Origin of the sequence: Terrimonas alba, assembly GCF_042434975.1 — a bacterium.
Taxonomy (GTDB): domain Bacteria; phylum Bacteroidota; class Bacteroidia; order Chitinophagales; family Chitinophagaceae; genus Terrimonas_B; species Terrimonas_B alba.
This window is the reverse complement of sequence record NZ_JBHMQM010000006.1, coordinates 134,216-149,301: the sequence shown is the minus strand read 5'-3', so window position 1 is coordinate 149,301 and position 15,086 is coordinate 134,216. Positions and strand designations below refer to the sequence as shown.

Annotated in this window: 17 protein-coding genes; 8 read left to right on the top strand and 9 right to left on the bottom strand. The window is 41.8% G+C overall.

Features of this window, described 5'->3' with window-relative positions:
* Window positions 1-109 precede the first annotated feature (109 nt).
* Together ACFEL9_RS17870 and ACFEL9_RS17865 are read left to right on the top strand one after the other, a co-directional pair.
* Window positions 110-670, top strand: a complete 561-nt coding sequence (locus tag ACFEL9_RS17870) for a CPBP family intramembrane glutamic endopeptidase (protein WP_385893023.1) — start codon at window positions 110-112, stop codon at window positions 668-670.
* A gap of 278 nt (window positions 671-948) precedes the next feature.
* Window positions 949-1,554 (top strand): DUF2306 domain-containing protein, encoded by a 606-nt coding sequence (locus tag ACFEL9_RS17865; protein WP_385893020.1) that lies wholly within the window; start codon window positions 949-951, stop codon window positions 1,552-1,554.
* 59 nt (window positions 1,555-1,613) lie between these two features.
* Here ACFEL9_RS17865 and ACFEL9_RS17860 read toward each other — a convergent pair whose 3' ends face one another.
* From ACFEL9_RS17860 to ACFEL9_RS17850, 3 genes are read right to left on the bottom strand one after another with little or no spacing between them, the layout of a single operon-like run.
* A complete protein-coding gene (locus tag ACFEL9_RS17860) occupies window positions 1,614-2,534 on the bottom strand; it encodes a DUF4382 domain-containing protein (RefSeq protein WP_385893017.1) in 921 nt (306 codons plus the stop codon).
* An 11-nt stretch (window positions 2,535-2,545) separates the two neighbouring features.
* Entirely contained in the window at window positions 2,546-2,701 is a 156-nt protein-coding gene (locus tag ACFEL9_RS17855) for a hypothetical protein (RefSeq protein WP_385893015.1), read from the bottom strand.
* Window positions 2,702-2,756: 55 nt separating this feature from the next.
* Window positions 2,757-3,449, bottom strand: coding sequence for a GNAT family N-acetyltransferase (locus ACFEL9_RS17850; protein WP_385893676.1), 693 nt, complete (start codon window positions 3,447-3,449; stop codon window positions 2,757-2,759).
* A 169-nt stretch (window positions 3,450-3,618) separates the two neighbouring features.
* Between ACFEL9_RS17850 and ACFEL9_RS17845 the strand changes: the two genes are divergently transcribed.
* The 4 genes from ACFEL9_RS17845 to ACFEL9_RS17830 all read left to right on the top strand — a co-directional run bounded on the left by ACFEL9_RS17845 (window position 3,619) and on the right by ACFEL9_RS17830 (window position 7,877).
* Entirely contained in the window at window positions 3,619-4,356 is a 738-nt protein-coding gene (locus tag ACFEL9_RS17845; RefSeq protein ID WP_385893012.1) for a carbon-nitrogen hydrolase family protein, read from the top strand.
* Between the two features lie 332 nt (window positions 4,357-4,688).
* Window positions 4,689-6,665 carry a pyrroloquinoline quinone-dependent dehydrogenase gene (locus tag ACFEL9_RS17840; protein ID WP_385893009.1) on the top strand — a complete coding sequence of 659 codons (1,977 nt, stop codon included), beginning with the start codon at window positions 4,689-4,691 and terminating at the stop codon, window positions 6,663-6,665.
* 54 nt (window positions 6,666-6,719) lie between these two features.
* Window positions 6,720-7,163, top strand: a complete 444-nt coding sequence (locus ACFEL9_RS17835; RefSeq protein ID WP_385893007.1) for a nuclear transport factor 2 family protein — start codon at window positions 6,720-6,722, stop codon at window positions 7,161-7,163.
* Between the two features lie 51 nt (window positions 7,164-7,214).
* Window positions 7,215-7,877 carry a phosphatase PAP2 family protein gene (locus tag ACFEL9_RS17830; RefSeq protein ID WP_385893004.1) on the top strand — a complete coding sequence of 221 codons (663 nt, stop codon included), beginning with the start codon at window positions 7,215-7,217 and terminating at the stop codon, window positions 7,875-7,877.
* 56 nt (window positions 7,878-7,933) lie between these two features.
* On the opposite strand, the gene ACFEL9_RS17825 is transcribed toward ACFEL9_RS17830, so the two are convergent.
* A complete protein-coding gene (locus ACFEL9_RS17825) occupies window positions 7,934-8,458 on the bottom strand; it encodes a PepSY-like domain-containing protein (RefSeq protein ID WP_385893001.1) in 525 nt (174 codons plus the stop codon).
* Between the two features lie 300 nt (window positions 8,459-8,758).
* Between ACFEL9_RS17825 and ACFEL9_RS17820 the strand changes: the two genes are divergently transcribed.
* Window positions 8,759-9,331: a M48 family metalloprotease gene (locus ACFEL9_RS17820; protein WP_385892998.1), complete on the top strand. Its 573-nt coding sequence runs from the start codon at window positions 8,759-8,761 to the stop codon at window positions 9,329-9,331.
* Between the two features lie 420 nt (window positions 9,332-9,751).
* Here the strand turns inward: ACFEL9_RS17820 and ACFEL9_RS17815 are convergent, their stop codons facing one another.
* Both ACFEL9_RS17815 and ACFEL9_RS17810 read right to left on the bottom strand, forming a co-directional pair.
* Window positions 9,752-10,144, bottom strand: coding sequence for an SWIB/MDM2 domain-containing protein (locus ACFEL9_RS17815; RefSeq protein WP_276503491.1), 393 nt, complete (start codon window positions 10,142-10,144; stop codon window positions 9,752-9,754).
* A gap of 144 nt (window positions 10,145-10,288) precedes the next feature.
* Complete coding sequence (locus tag ACFEL9_RS17810; RefSeq protein ID WP_385892995.1) at window positions 10,289-11,146, bottom strand: fructosamine kinase family protein; 858 nt, start codon at window positions 11,144-11,146, stop codon at window positions 10,289-10,291.
* Window positions 11,147-11,260: 114 nt separating this feature from the next.
* Here ACFEL9_RS17810 and ACFEL9_RS17805 point away from each other — a divergent pair, with 114 nt between their 5' ends.
* Window positions 11,261-11,854, top strand: coding sequence for a DUF1990 family protein (locus ACFEL9_RS17805; protein WP_385892992.1), 594 nt, complete (start codon window positions 11,261-11,263; stop codon window positions 11,852-11,854).
* Between the two features lie 17 nt (window positions 11,855-11,871).
* Here the strand turns inward: ACFEL9_RS17805 and ACFEL9_RS17800 are convergent, their stop codons facing one another.
* The 3 genes from ACFEL9_RS17800 to ACFEL9_RS17790 form a co-directional block, all read right to left on the bottom strand.
* Window positions 11,872-13,761, bottom strand: a complete 1,890-nt coding sequence (locus ACFEL9_RS17800; protein ID WP_385892990.1) for a CocE/NonD family hydrolase — start codon at window positions 13,759-13,761, stop codon at window positions 11,872-11,874.
* Between the two features lie 113 nt (window positions 13,762-13,874).
* Window positions 13,875-14,078: a hypothetical protein gene (locus ACFEL9_RS17795; RefSeq protein ID WP_385892987.1), complete on the bottom strand. Its 204-nt coding sequence runs from the start codon at window positions 14,076-14,078 to the stop codon at window positions 13,875-13,877.
* Window positions 14,079-14,283: 205 nt separating this feature from the next.
* On the bottom strand, window positions 14,284-14,928 hold the full coding sequence (locus ACFEL9_RS17790; protein ID WP_385892984.1) for a class I SAM-dependent methyltransferase: 645 nt from the start codon (window positions 14,926-14,928) through the stop codon (window positions 14,284-14,286).
* Between the last annotated feature and the right edge of the window lie 158 nt (window positions 14,929-15,086).

Sequence of the window (15,086 nt, the reverse complement as noted above, 5' to 3'; positions counted from 1 at the left end):
TCTTCCTTTGTCTGCAATAAGGCAAAATCTTAAGAATAATTCTGCAGTTGTGTACAGTAGCGAGCAAAAACTAACCTTTTATTTTTCAACCTGCCTCTCCCTTTTTATAATGGCAGCAATTATTTTATCAGTATGGCTGCTGTTTAAAAGACCGCTCGCAGAAATAGGGCTTACGTTAAGAATAGATGGAAGGTTGTGGATATGGACCGTAATTGCTTTTGTAATAATTTATGCTATTGATACGATTAATTCGGTGGCAACACCCAAAAATATTGCTGCTTCGATAAGTGACTGGCAAATAAGAACACCGTTTATGCCAACAATAATGAAAGAGCTTCCGGCATATATTTTAATGTGTCTTTGCGCCGGTGTTTTTGAAGAAATAGTTTACAGGGGATACTTAGTTACTTATTTTTGGCATTTCTTCAGTGGTTCAAGCTACCAGCAAAGCTTATCGGTACTTCTGCCTACGCTTGTATTCAGCATTTCTCATTTTTATCACGGCGTAAAGAATATCATTAAAATTTTTATACTTTCAGCATTTTTCGGCTTCATATTTATTCAGTCCGGCTCATTGGTGATTGTTATGGTCCTTCACTTTATTGTTAATGTAATTGGCGGTTTACTAACGGTAAAATACATAAGTGAAAATAATGCAGAAAAGAATTGATAGAAAAGACATATAATGACACTCTTGCTGGTATAATAAGCAAATCTGGATTGTACAGGCGGTACAACATAATTAGTACAATTTTCGACAACACGAATTTTTATCAAAGAATTCCAGATTCAAATTGTAATCAGGCAGAACTTTCTACATCAACCTATCAGGCTGAATAATCCTGCACATTCAGTACCGCTTTTTGCACTCCCTTCTGTAACTTTTTATCAACAAAAACGTTCCAGAATTTTATAACTCATCTTATGTTACTGGCAAAGAAAATTCTTATGATACTTGCCGCTGCTTTGGCAATACTGGCAGGTCTTTATCCTGCTATTTATTTCCTCATCAATCGCAAGTTTGGATTGTTGCAATCGAAAAGCGAAGCCTTACTGGCCAATCCATTCTGGAACATTGAATTTTATTTACACATAATATTTGGCGGGCTGGCACTGCTGGTTGGCTGGACACAGTTTAGTGCCAGGTTGAGAACAAAGAATTTAAAGGTTCACAGGCAGGTTGGAAAGGTTTATGTAGTCAGCGCTTTGATAAGCGCAATGGCAGGAATTTATATTGCTCTTTATGCTACGGGCGGACTGATTCCTTCCGTTGGCTTTATGTCGTTGGGGATTGTCTGGTTTTATACAACCTTAAGGGCATATATGGAGATTAAAAAGGGCAGCGTTGATGAACATCAAAAGATGATGATCTATAGCTATGCAGCTTGCTTTTCAGCAGTCACACTAAGGATATATCTCCCGATCCTTACTTCATTATTCCAGGACTTTACGAAGGCCTATATGGTGGTAGCATGGCTCTGTTGGATTCCTAATCTAATCGTTGCATTTTTTATAGTCAAAAGGCTTGATAAGATTGAGTTTGCCGTTCGATAAATCAACATAAACAAAGCCCCGCATCAGGCAGGGCTTTTAACTTTTGGTTTTACAAGCAATCAATTATGCAATTCAATAGTACCAATATCGGTATCTTCTCCTTTTACTAACGCTACGCCGGCGATGGTTGTATCCCTGTAACCATTGGCCGTTGCATTGATAAATACATCAGCAGTGCTTCCTTTCAATCCTCTTATCTTAAACCAGCCATCATCATGGGGTATCGCCACCAGTGTATCGCCGTCCGCAATCGCCGATACGACAGCATCAGCTTCAGCTGGTATCACTTTTCCTTTAATGCTGGCAGTTTGAGCCGGCAGCCATATTCTTATGAAGGGTTTTATTACAAAATGATTGTCCCTGATCCTGACAATAGAACGGCCTGCATCAAAGTCGAGCCAGAGCTGCAGGTCAGAAGAGCTGATCTCATCAATGTCTTCACCACGTACTTTGATCGTTACCCGGTTAAAATCGCTCCAGGGTGAAAGCGGGTAGGATACACTATCAATCACCACTGAATTTTCAGAACCGATTGTAAGACGTATTTTTTTGATCTTACCGGCGATAGTATAGCCGCTTGCCAGCAATGTATCAGCGCCATTTGTAAGATCAAGCAGGTTATAAACACCGGCGCGGATATCCAATGTATCCCATACGGCGCAATCATTATCCCCGTCATGATCCTTATCACGATCATAATGACAACCCCTGCCATCATCATCGTCGTCATCGTCATCATCGCTGTTAACATTGCGACAGCTATCCGGTATTACCAATACTTCCACCCGCTGAATATCTACATTCACTGCATCAAAGCTTACAGGGTTATCCGAAAGCCTGATCCTGACCCGCTGCTGCCCTTCCGGAACAGGCTGACTGGCATCTTTTTCTTTTTGACATGAAAACATCGTAACGATTGCAAACAAAAGCAAAACAATACCGGCTGCGAACCCGGCGCCGGGAAACGGATTTTTTTTCATTTTACTACGATTTAATTAATAAATAAAATGGTGTGTGCCCGGGGACAGGCTGGCGGCAGCCTCAGCGTGGAAGAAATAAAGTGGGTGTTGGATAAACGAATAAAAGCATACCAAAGTGTATAATGTGGAAAAGTTGCAGCAATCACTTCGCATACGAGTCTGACCATGTGAGATTGTGTTGAGCGGACTCGTAAGGTGTGACGTTACTTTTATTACGATGTTTTATTTCTCCCGTTTGATCTTCGAAAAATCAATCATCCTGCGCCGAATAAATCCAACTCGCCTGTAAATCGCAATAGCCCGTTCATTGGTCGCTGCTACATGCAGAAAAGGAATAATGCCCGCTTCGATATTTTTACGGGCGATATGTGCCACTAATTGCTGCGCATATTGCCGGCCAGTAAAGGATGGATGTGTTACCACGGCACTGATTTCTGTTAATCCGGACATCTTCATCCGTTCGCCCGCCATGGCTACCAATTCGCCATTGTGCCTTATTCCAACATAATTACCCATCAAACGGGTACCTGGTAGAAAATAACCCGGCTGCACCAGGTTGATCAGTGACAACATTTGCGCTTCATCCGCCTCGCCAAGCTTTTCAATCGTTGCGGTCATTGCCGGTGTATTAATCAATCCAGGACAAATCATCTGCTCACAAGGCAGTTTGCTTACGATGCTGTAATTGGCTGGCAAAGGGGGAAAATCGCCTATGATAAAAAAGGATTCATTCGGTTCTGCCAATTGATCCAGGTGATTAAATGCTTCCGGCTTACTATGGTCAAAAGCGAGAAAGGAAACAATGTCTTGCCGGTAACGTTTTATACCGGGGTTACTAATTGCAAAATGCCGGTGTATTTCTGCCAATGAATACCAGGCAGGGTTATCGAGTTTAAAAAATTGATCGTTGACCATTGCGAACAAAAACGAAAGATAAAATGAATGGGTGTTTTAAAAAATCCACCCATCAAATCCTTAACAGTTACTGCGGGCAAAAGTTCTTTGTTTATTTTGCGCCTGCGTTGTGGTCCCTGTGACTTCACAACAAAAACCTACCAGTAACAACAAGGATAATATTCTCAAAATGAAAATTGCTGTAACACAAATCAAACCGGTAAAAGGAGATATTGAATCCAATATTAATAATCACATTAAGCTGATTGATCTTGCTGTATCAAATGGCGCCGGTGCAATATTTTTTCCCGAATTATCTATCACGGGCTATGAACCCGAACTGGCAAAAGAACTTTCCACGGATAAAGATGATGAACGCTTTGCCATTTTTCAACACATCAGTGATGAAAAAGCGATTACTATCGGGGTAGGGGTGCCTTTAAAAGCAGTCGGTGGTGTTCAGATAGGCATGTTGATTTTTCAACCGTATCACCCGGTACAAGTTTACTCCAAACAATATTTGCATGTTGACGAAGTTCCTTATTTTGTTCCGGGCCATGAAGCAGTTGTACTAACATTGGATAATAAGAAGATTGTGCCGGCTATCTGCTATGAATTATCTGTACCGGAACATTCGGCTGCGGCTCATGCGGCCGGTGCAAACGTTTATATTGCCAGCGTGGCAAAAACAGCAGCAGGAATGGAAAAAGCAACGCAGACACTGGCTGCTATTGCCGAACAATATTCCATGGCCGTTTTAATAGCAAATGCCATTGGCCCCTGTGATAATTTTGTGAGTGCGGGAAATACATCGGTATGGAACAATCAAGGCATATTAATGGCGCAGTTGAATGACAGCAGCGAAGGCATTTTGATACTGGATACAGAAACCGGGCAAATAACTGAGAGCTATTGTAACATTATTTGAAGCATTTGGAAAGAAAGGCCGATTTTAAAAAACACATTCAAATTGACTATTAAACAAACCCTGGTAGAAAAAGCATCTCATCAATGACTCAACCCGTTAGTGCATGAAAATAGACTATAGCAATTTATATACCCGTTTCATATTTCGACTCTGCATCGCTTGCTTCAAAGATTCAGGAACTAGCAGGGAGATTAAATAAGGTTTGACGACGACTACAGTTCAAAACCATTTGCAGTACAAAATATGAATTATCCTATGCTATGAACTACAGTAGTCATGAATAAAAACTTCCTACCTTCAAACTTCTTTAATTTTTCAATACTGTTTGTTTTATGAGAAAAAATATAATCGGAATAGTTCTTTTTGTTTTTTTCATTACCGGTGGTCGTGCACAGTCAGTCAATCAATCACAGTCTGCAAGAGAAAAAAGTTTTGTAGCCGGCGGCCAATGGACCAATTATGCCAACGATCCGGGTGGCATGCGCTATTCGCCTGCCAGGCAGGTAAATACTACTAATGTTAAGACATTGAAACCGGCATGGACCTACCAATCAGGAGAATTGAAAACATATGAAGGAACCAATATCGGCGCCAAAGCCGCTTTTGAAGCCACACCGTTGATGATTGATGGTGTACTTTATTTCAGTACACCGGGCAACCGGGTCATTGCGATTGATGGTGCCACTGGTAAAGAGTTGTGGGTTTATGATCCTAAGGTGAACCTCAAAGGGGATTATTCAGAAGTTACATCCAGGGGCGTATCGAAATGGATAAACAGTAATAGAAAGCCGGGCGATAATGACTATATGCGCATTCTTTCTGCAACTATCGATGGCCGCCTGATCGCACTGGATGCTTCGACAGGCAAACCTGTTGAAGGGTTTGGTAAGAATGGCATCGTCGATCTAAAGAAGGGAGTAGGAGCCATCCAGGTTACTTCGCCAGCAGCTGTGATCAACGATTTGATCGTAATTGGATCTGCAATGGGTGACAATACAAGAATTGATTTTCCTCCCGGTGTTGTCAGAGCTTATCATGCCAGGAATGGAAAACTGGTTTGGTCGTGGGATCCTATTCCACGGAAACCAACCGATGCAGGCTATAATACCTGGAAAGGCGATAAAGTGAAAAAGACAGGAGCCGCTAATGCCTGGGCGCCGATATCAGCTGATCCTGCATTGGATATGGTATATGTTTCTACATCCTGTCCCAGCACGGATTATTATGGCGGCGAAAGAAAGGGCGATAATTTGTATGCAAATTCTATTGTTGCTATCAAAGCATCAACCGGAAAAGTAGTATGGCATTTTCAAACCGTACATCACGATATCTGGGATTATGATATACCCGCACAACCTTTATTGATTGAGCTGGAAAGAAACGGAAAGAAAGTACCGGCCGTGGTAGTCGTCACCAAAATGGGACACATATTTGTACTCGATAGAAAAACCGGCGAACACCTGTTTCCCGTAGAAGAGCGGTCTGTACCAGCCTCCGATGTACCGGGTGAAGAAGCTGCAAAAACACAACCTTTCCCAACGCAATTACCGGCTTTGGGTTTGCAAAAAGTTACCGCGGATGATGCATGGGGACCCACACCGGAATTATTGCAGCAGGCAAAGGATAGAATCAACAAACATATCAATCAGGGAATCTTTACACCACCAAGTTTAAAAGGAAGCATCATCACACCCAGCAATGTTGGAGGCATGAACTGGAGTGGCGCCAGTTATGATCCGCAGCAAAATCTTCTGATCACCAATGTGAATCGCCTGGCGGCCCTGATCACTTTGTTTCCAAAAACAGCCAATACTACAAAAGCAGTGAATATGGCTTTACCCAGGGCAGAAGTAGCGCCACAGGAAGGAACGCCTTATATTATGAGCCGGGAATATCTTTTTGCCATCGATAATGGCCAGTTCGTAATGCAGACAAAACCACCGTGGGGAACATTGGCGGCTGTTGACCTGGTTTCGGGAAAATTAAAATGGGAAGTACCATTGGGTATAATGATGGATCCGGCAAAATACCCTGATGCAGCAAAATGGGGTTCGATAAACCTGGGTGGCGCCATCACAACAGCAGGAGGATTAACATTTATTGCTTCCAGTTTAGATGGTTTCTTCCGGGCATTTGATACCAGCACAGGGGAGATGCTATGGCAGTCAATGCTGCCGGCAGGGGGACAGGCTACACCAATGACCTATGAATTAAATGGTAAGCAATACGTGGTCATTGCAGCCGGCGGACATGGTAAGCTTGGAACGAAATTGGGAGACTATGTGGTGGCGTATGCGTTAGAGAAATAATAAGAGTGAAAGCAAAGCGGGTAACAATTATTCAATTTATAAATCTTGATATATATGATTACAGATGTAATTACCGATAAAATAGAATTGACAGAACTGGCGAATAAATTATTTATGTATTGTGATGGCCAGCAATGGCAGCAGTTGCTGGATGGAGTATTTACGCCTGTTATCTGGTTGGATATGACAAGTGCCGGCGGTGATAAACCAGGCAACATGGAAGCGAAAGCAGTTTGCGGGATGTGGAAAGAAGGCTTTGTTGATCTTGATGCCGTGCATCACCAGGCGGGACACTATATCATTACAGTCAACAATGACAAGGCCGATATTTTTGCTTATGCTGTAGCTACGCATTATAAAAAGGCGACGACAAAAGGCAATACCCGTGCCTTTGTCGGTAGCTATGACCTGAAAGCAGAACGAACGCCGGCTGGCTGGCGTTTATCTCAATTCAAATACAACCTGAAATATATTGACGGCAATGCCAGCCTTGAATAGGTTGTAATCAGAAGTATCTTTCTTTTATTGGATATTCACCTTTGCTAATTCATGAATGTTTGGCAGATAACTGTTTTAATCATTGCTGAGACACTACTTTCTTTAGTATTGTTTGCTGCAGCCCTCTCCCTGCTGGTTTTCCTGCTGCGAAAGCCAATGCGAAAATATAAATACATTGACCTGGCTATCTTTGATAAGATCAGGCCTTCAGTTAATAGTTTCAACAATCGTTTTTTTCTTTTCATTACTTTCCTCGGCAAGCACCAGTTTTTAATACCAGCCAATCTCCTGCTCATTTTTTATTTTCTGCTGATAAAAAAACAAAGCTGGTCATCCATTCGTATTTTGACGATTGCGTTAAGCAGTCTTGTGCTGATGTTGTTGCTGAAGTTCTTATTTCAACGCAAGCGGCCTTTATCACCGCTGCTGCAAGCTGCAAAAGGTCTTAGTTTCCCCAGTGGCCATGCAATCATGGCGGTGACTTTTTATGGATTGGTGATCTATATAATGCGGCACATCATTACAGAGCCGTGGCTGAGTAACCCGGTCAGCGCAGCACTTATCATTTTAACTGTTTTAATCGGTTATAGCCGTGTCTATCTTCGGGTACATTATGCCAGCGATGTGTTGGCCGGTTTTATCATTGGCATTTTATGGTTGTCAATTTCGCTGGCGGTATTAGGCCGGTTACAGGTTTATATAGCCGGAGTATAAAACAATAAAAGGCTTCCCCCGGGAAACCTTTTACTCAACTAAGGCATGAAGAGATATTATCTTGCTTTTTCCTTTAAAATATTACCGTCCGCGTCCAGCAATAATTTCACCTTGCTATCCTCTTTTTTCAACTCCACCTCGTAAGCGACTCTATCTTTTTGAAATTCCCGGTTCACGTTGTCAATTGTGTACCCGGCATATTTGTTTGTTATAGTAGTACTGACAGGTGCGGGTAGCTTAGTATGATCTTTCAATACATATGCCGAACCAATCCAGTTACCATCGCTATCATACCATGCGTAATAGTTTTCGCCATCCATATCAAATCTTACGAGGAAGTCGTTAGCATCCATTGTTGTCCATCCTGCCATTTCCCAATCGATAGGAACGGCGACAGCAGCGTCATAGTTTGTCCATACTACATTAGTAGCCGTTGGATACTGTGTGGTAAAGGCTGTTTTTGTATTAGCCGGCACTACTACACCTGTAGTGCCTGTTGTTGTATCGGTAGCCTTGTAAGGGGAGGAGCAGGATGCGAATGCAGCAATGGCTGCCACTGCAATAAAAGTTTTGAATTTCATAATAGGTCTTTTAAAATTTAAAAAATTAATGGTGACAGCTAATAATTAACAGCTACAACTATGCCAGCTGAAAATCCCTTATAAAGCTTGGTGAACGGACCAATTTTTGGGGAACCTGTGGGCCGTATGCCACATCATGGCGAGTGTTTTACGCATTATATATAAAATATTATCATTAACTGTTGCACGGAACGATGTCAAAGTCAAAAAAATGTCAATAAATCGTGAGAATAAGGCCAGGACATTGGTCTTTTGAAAAACAAGGATTATTTTTATTTTAAGATCCAATACCTGATGTAAATGAAAAAAATTCCATTACTAATTGCATTTTTTGCTATAGCATTTTCGGGCCTCTGCTATCCCAATTTTTCACCCCGCTTTGACACGCCAACAACCGATGCGCCTGGCGATTATCCCGCAGAAGAAATGCTAACGGAGATCATGAACGTAGTCGGACTTTCTCCCAATTTTGAATTGAAGGAGGCAAAGGTGGACAACATTGAAGCCTCTATTTCCCATCGCAAAAGATATATTTTATATAACCCTTCTTTTATCAACTGGATCAATGAAGTAACCAACGATAAATGGGCGGCTATGGCCCTGCTGGCTCATGAAGTAGGTCATCACCTGAATGGTCATACAATCCGGAAAACAGGTAGCACACCGATTCTCGAACTGGAGGCCGATGAATTTGCCGGCTTCGTGTTATACAAATTGGGAGCAACCCTGTCACAGGCACAGGAAGTGATGAAGTATATTGCCAAGCCAAAAGAATCAGCCACGCATCCCGGCAGAATTTCAAGGATGCAGGCTATTGAAAATGGTTGGAACAAAGCCGCCAATGCAGGTTTGAGCAGCACCCGTCACAAATGATCTGCCTGATTAATGCCTGTTTAAAAATCCAAAAATTGGAACGCTGATAACACTGATTATTATGATTTAGTAAGATTGAATCAGCGGAAATTCATCATTATCTACTTCGTTTGCGCCTGCCTGCCGACAGGCAACTTCCATTCTGAAAAATTTTAAATGGCTTCTTTAGATTTCTTAAATACTTTGTCAGGAATAGGAACAGTATCCTCCAACATTTTATCATCCCGAACACCGTTTTATTGATATTATTTTCGGCGTTCTGCCTGTCGCATCATTACAACCGCTTTTCACTGTAAGAATTAATTTTATTAAAATCGTAAAATTCAATACAGATTTTACTAAAGAACAAATGCCTGTGTAGAGCAAAAAAAAAACAGGCCCCATCGCCGGAAGCCTGTCAGTTACTAAATCATCATGTGACTAGCTCAAATGTTTGCCGAGATATTTTGCAAGCTCGAACATGGATGCCTGGCTTTTGCCACCAAAGATTGGTTTCAATTTAGCATCTGCATTGATCATGCGTTTGTTCTTTGAATCCTGGAGCTTGTTAGCTTTGATATAATCCCAGATTTTTTTAACGGCTTCTGTACGAGGCACGCCTTTGCTGCCTATCACTGCTGCAAGATCAGCACTTGGAGTGAGGGCCTTCATAAAGGCTGCATTCGGTTTACGGGCTGATTTCTTTTTAGGAGCCGCTTTCTTTTTAGGAGCTGCTTTCTTCGCTGCTTTTTTTGGAGCCGCTTTTTTCGCTGCTTTTTTAGGAGCTGCTTTTTTTGCTGCTTTTTTTGGAGCTGCTTTCTTTTTTGTTGCCATTTTGTTTTTGTTTTTGAATTATAATGGGTTTTCAGTTGGGGTTAACAGTGATAAATATAGATGATTTACCCAATGAGTTATTCATAAAATTTCCACATTTTCCTAGGGAAACTCACTTTTTTCATTGGTGTTTTTATTCCGGCGTTAAGAAAAGCGCCGGATGATTTCCCTGCAACTCCCAACATAATGACCGCCGAATAAGACCGCGTGGACCAATAACGGATAAAGCTGTGTAAGCTGTAATCGTTGCTGCCAGCCGGTTTCAAGCGAATACACTTCGTTGTATCCCTCGTAAAACAGTTCGCTAAATCCTCCGAATAACAGGGTCATTCCAATGTCCATCTCCCTGTGACCATAGTACACCGCCGGGTCAAATAAGGAGGCTTTACCGTTCTTTGCCGCCATATAATTTCCACTCCAAAGGTCCCCATGCAGCAGGGAAGGAGGCTCATCCGGGAATAAATCGTGCAGTTTTTTGCAAAGCGTAATACCTGAACTAACATCAATTTTGGTGAAAGCATGGGTATCGGCCAACGTTTTTACCAATGGCATAATGCGACACTCTGCATAAAAGGAGGACCAACGGACATGCGGTGTATTTACCTGCTGAAGGCTTCCTATATAATTGTCTTCCTTCCAGCCAAAATGGGTTTGTTGCTGAAGGTGCATAGCGGCCAGTGCAGCGCCAAATCTTTTCCAGAAATCCGATGAGATACTTCCTGGTTCTATCCATTCCAGCAAAAGGTATTGGCTCGAATTAACAACGCCGGATTTAACAACCATCGGTATCATAAGCGAACTATTACTACGCAAAGCATCCAGGCCATGGGCCTCCTTTTCAAACATGGCCGGGTAGCGATGGCTATCGTTTACCTTCAGGAAATATTTTTCATCATTAGTCTGTAAACAATAACATTCATTGATATCACCGCCATGCACAGGCTGATGATGCTTTATTGAAAGGCCACAGTCCTTGAAAAAAGGTTGCAGATCTATCGTCATTTTTTGAAGGGCTTTATAATGATTCAATTTACAATAACAATTGTAAGACTCTTTCCGTTGTCATTATTGCGAACTATCAGCTTTCTTTGCTATTGCAAATGACGAAATCTTTGAATGAAAGTTTATCGCAATAATCAGAAGCCTGATTTTCCTGTACACCTTAATTTGCTGAAAGCGCAGCCGGTTAGCAATTATGATATCACCAGGCTAACTGAGAAAACATCTTCTATTACTATTAATACAAACAAAGGCTTAGCTGAATTAGATACAGGTTTCTTTTTTGCGTATGAAATTTTTCCGTCACACATCATGTCTTTTTTGACACAATGGTCATATGAGCAAAGACAAATGAACATTGGAGATACTATTGTTCAGCAGGCTTTTATTCCGCCGGTTGGTTTTTTATCACAAAAGATAATCGTTGGAGTCCGGATAAAGGAAATCATTCATGAACCCAACAAGATGGGATTTAGCTATGAGACTATCCGGGGGCATGTGGAGAAGGGCCTTTCAACATTTACCATAGAGAAATCAGCTGATAAAACCATTTTCCGGATCCATACTTTTTCAAAGCCGGGAGCATTATTGTCAAAACTAGCCGCCCCATTTTTTTCAATACCCTATCAATCCTATTGTACCAGGCAAGCCCTTAAATATGTAAAACAGCAATTGGAAAATCATTCATTAACCGTGAAGGCTAATGAATGATCAAATTAAACCGGGAGTTAAAAAGCTTTCATCAATTTCTGTTCACCACCAGCTCCAATCACCGACGATCCGTATACTTTTATAGTAGACTTGATAAAATCTTTTTCATCGGCTTTATAAATATTTTCTACATATTTCTGCGGGTTACGATCGATATAAGGAAACCAGGTGCTATGAATTTGGATCATCACCCGGTGACCCTTTTTGAATGTATGCAACACATCCTGCAATTGAACATTTACATCAGTTGGCTGGCCGGGAACAAAGGGTTCGGGCTTTTCAAAACTATTCCTGAAGCGGCCACGAAATACTTCGCTTCGCACCAATTGCTGGTACCCGGCCATGACGATGTTTTTGGGATTATGTTCAAAATTGGGTTCATCGTCGGGGTATACATCAATAAGCTTTACGATAAAGTCAGCGTCGGTACCGGAGATAGCCACTTTTAATTTCGCCAGTATTTCACCCGCAACTGTTACATCATTTTCCAAAATATCCGTTTCAAAAGTTAACACATCGGGCCTGCGGGAAGCTTCACGTTGGTCATCACTCATGAAATTGCGGGGTGTAAATGTCAGGCCTTCTATTTGCGAAGTATAAGGAACCGGTTTGGCGGGGTCGCTGATATATTCAAATACGGCTTTATCGTCAAGGGGTTTATTAATGGAAAGCTTGCCATTTTCACCAAAATGCAATTGCAAAGCCGGTATGTCTTTTGGCGGCCAGCTACTAAACTTTTTCCATTGTTTGATTCCTGTATCGAACATATATGCTTCCGGTAACTCATTTTTTCCCTCATCCTTTAAGTAATAAGCAAAAAACGGTCTTTCTATTTCACGCTGAAAGAAAGGGGAGATGCTATCACCGAAATAAATGTGGTTGTGTATGCTTTTGGCTGAGCCGGAAGCCCACTCCCCATGCGCCCATGGCCCCATGACAATCGTGTTGTTGGCATTGGGTGTTGATTTTTCAATTGTTTTATAAATACGCAATGGACCGGCTAGGTCTTCGGCATCAAACCATCCGCCAACCGTCAGCACTGCAGGTTTTATATGGGTGAGATGTGGCAGCAAATTTCTTTTTTGCCAGAAAGTATCGTAGTTGGGATGATTGATGATCTGCTGCCAAAAGAAATTATCCTTGTGATATTTTTCTGTGATATTCTTTAGCGGGCCCAGTCGTAGATAAAACTCATAGGCATCCTTAGCGGGTTTGCCATAAAACCGCATCAACTTATCCATGTACCAATCTTGACGGGTAGTATCAGGTTTTTGATAACCGAATACGGCAAAGGCAGCCGTATAGCTTTGCAGGTAAGCTCCCATATGGTGAAAATCGTCGAAGAAAAAATCGGAGATAGGCGCCTGGGGCGAAACAGCTTTTAATGCCGGGTGCGCATCAGGCAACGAAGCTGCGGAATAAAAGCCGGGATAGGATATTCCATAAATCCCTACCCGCCCGTTATTGCCTTTCAGATTTTTGACCAGCCAGTCGATCGAATCCCAGGTGTCGGAACTTTCATCTACGTCTTTTTTGTTTTTTGGATTATTGCCGGGAATATTTGGCGTCATATTATCGAACTGGCCACCGCTCATATAACGTCCCCTTACATCCTGGAACACCAAAATATAACCATCTTTGACTAAATAGTGTGAAGGATGGTTGTGTAGTTTATAATCGCCGTAGTTCGAAGCATTGTAGCAGGTCCTGTTCATCAGGATGGGCCATTTTTTCGACTTGTCTTTTGGCATATACACGATGGTGAATAGCTTGACACCATCCCGCATCGGAACCTGGTACTCAAATTTTTCATAATGCTCACGTACATAAAGCGAGTCATTATTGAGCTGGGCACTTACAAGAGAAGTAAAAACGGAGAGGAAGGATGCAAGAATAAATGATCGCATTGCAACAGAATTAAGGCTTAAAAAAACTAAGCTAAGAATTTATTTCAAGCGATCATCAAGGCGCCGGATAAAATTGACAGGCGGCGAAAACGAAATGAAATTGCAGTTACTTTTTACGAGTTTTTTTGTTGTACTGTTGGTTTAACAGGATCGATTACCAAAAATTCCGGTGGCTCTGGATTTTGCTGTATCAATTCACTGTATTTAAGCTTCAGCGTACGTTTGATACTTCCAACATAGCCTGGTTTAGGAATATTTTCAAGATTTAATTGGATAGACTCGATAAGGTCATTTCCGATAAACATCATTAGTTGCATAGCCGTTGAATATGATACAAAGCACGTTTTTTTTTATAGCCCGGCCAATCTCAGAAGTACTCTTTTTTGCGAGTAAGTTTACTGTTTTGAAATTACCCCTATTTTCGATTGGCATTGGTAGTATTTCGAATGCCGGGATAGCAAAACTATTAGTCTCCCAACTGGTGGCTGATGGAAAAAAATAAGTTGAATTCCACCGCCCAGATCAACTTTGTTGTAATACCTGGATGCTAATCGCAACAGGTCCGTTCGCGGTATCAATCATTTTAGTCTCGCTTACGATACAATGGGGTAATAAGCGTTCAATAAAAGGTTTGGCCATCAGTCGCTGCGGCGTGCTTAAAATAATGACTGCTTTGGTTGCCAAAAATTGTTTAAGAACAGCATAAAGTGTTTCAAAGGCAACAGGATCATAATTCACATCGCTCATCAGCAAAGTATCAGCCGTGAGAGAGGGGGGCAAATGGTTCCAGTCAAGCAAACGGCAATTGATGTTTTTTATGCCATTCCGGATTGCCGAGCGTTGCATCAACGTTACAGCGTCAGGATTAAAATCGCTGGCAACTACTTCCTTTGCGTAGCGACTGGCGAACAGCGAAGGCAGGGCAAGACCGGCGCCTAGTTCTACTATTTTTTTATCCTGGATATATGGAAGGTGATCGGCTAAAAAATCACAAAGGCCAAGTGCAGCCGGCCAAATTTGTGCCCAATAAGGGAATGGTGCGCCTGGAGCACTTTGTTTCTTTTTCCCGTGTACATCTTTTACATGGTCTATATCCGGAACATAAACTTTTAACCAATCCGAACGAATAGAAAAGGTTTGCAGGGATACATTTGTCAGCATATTCATCGAAAAGCAAATATCCATCATTAAACCCGATGGAAATCAATGCTACTGGAAATTACCGGATGATTCATCCCCCCGGAAATGATATTGCTGTGAAATAGAAAAGATAAAGGCTGCCTGAAGCTATCGGGGCAGCCCTTTTTATCTTCCGTCCCTGTTAT

Bases quoted from the DNA above. Each gene is read 5' to 3' on its own strand.
- ACFEL9_RS17870 (WP_385893023.1), top strand. From the start codon at position 110: ATGGCAGCAATTATTTTATCAGTATGGCTGCTGTTTAAAAGACCGCTC.
- ACFEL9_RS17865 (WP_385893020.1), top strand. From the start codon at position 949: ATGATACTTGCCGCTGCTTTGGCAATACTGGCAGGTCTTTATCCTGCT.
- ACFEL9_RS17860 (WP_385893017.1), bottom strand. From the start codon at position 2,534: ATGAAAAAAAATCCGTTTCCCGGCGCCGGGTTCGCAGCCGGTATTGTT.
- ACFEL9_RS17855 (WP_385893015.1), bottom strand. From the start codon at position 2,701: ATGGTCAGACTCGTATGCGAAGTGATTGCTGCAACTTTTCCACATTAT.
- ACFEL9_RS17850 (WP_385893676.1), bottom strand. From the start codon at position 3,449: ATGGTCAACGATCAATTTTTTAAACTCGATAACCCTGCCTGGTATTCA.
- ACFEL9_RS17845 (WP_385893012.1), top strand. From the start codon at position 3,619: ATGAAAATTGCTGTAACACAAATCAAACCGGTAAAAGGAGATATTGAA.
- ACFEL9_RS17840 (WP_385893009.1), top strand. From the start codon at position 4,689: ATGAGAAAAAATATAATCGGAATAGTTCTTTTTGTTTTTTTCATTACC.
- ACFEL9_RS17835 (WP_385893007.1), top strand. From the start codon at position 6,720: ATGATTACAGATGTAATTACCGATAAAATAGAATTGACAGAACTGGCG.
- ACFEL9_RS17830 (WP_385893004.1), top strand. From the start codon at position 7,215: ATGAATGTTTGGCAGATAACTGTTTTAATCATTGCTGAGACACTACTT.
- ACFEL9_RS17825 (WP_385893001.1), bottom strand. From the start codon at position 8,458: ATGAAATTCAAAACTTTTATTGCAGTGGCAGCCATTGCTGCATTCGCA.
- ACFEL9_RS17820 (WP_385892998.1), top strand. From the start codon at position 8,759: ATGAAAAAAATTCCATTACTAATTGCATTTTTTGCTATAGCATTTTCG.
- ACFEL9_RS17815 (WP_276503491.1), bottom strand. From the start codon at position 10,144: ATGGCAACAAAAAAGAAAGCAGCTCCAAAAAAAGCAGCAAAAAAAGCA.
- ACFEL9_RS17810 (WP_385892995.1), bottom strand. From the start codon at position 11,146: ATGACGATAGATCTGCAACCTTTTTTCAAGGACTGTGGCCTTTCAATA.
- ACFEL9_RS17805 (WP_385892992.1), top strand. From the start codon at position 11,261: ATGAAAGTTTATCGCAATAATCAGAAGCCTGATTTTCCTGTACACCTT.
- ACFEL9_RS17800 (WP_385892990.1), bottom strand. From the start codon at position 13,761: ATGCGATCATTTATTCTTGCATCCTTCCTCTCCGTTTTTACTTCTCTT.
- ACFEL9_RS17795 (WP_385892987.1), bottom strand. From the start codon at position 14,078: ATGCAACTAATGATGTTTATCGGAAATGACCTTATCGAGTCTATCCAA.
- ACFEL9_RS17790 (WP_385892984.1), bottom strand. From the start codon at position 14,928: ATGAATATGCTGACAAATGTATCCCTGCAAACCTTTTCTATTCGTTCG.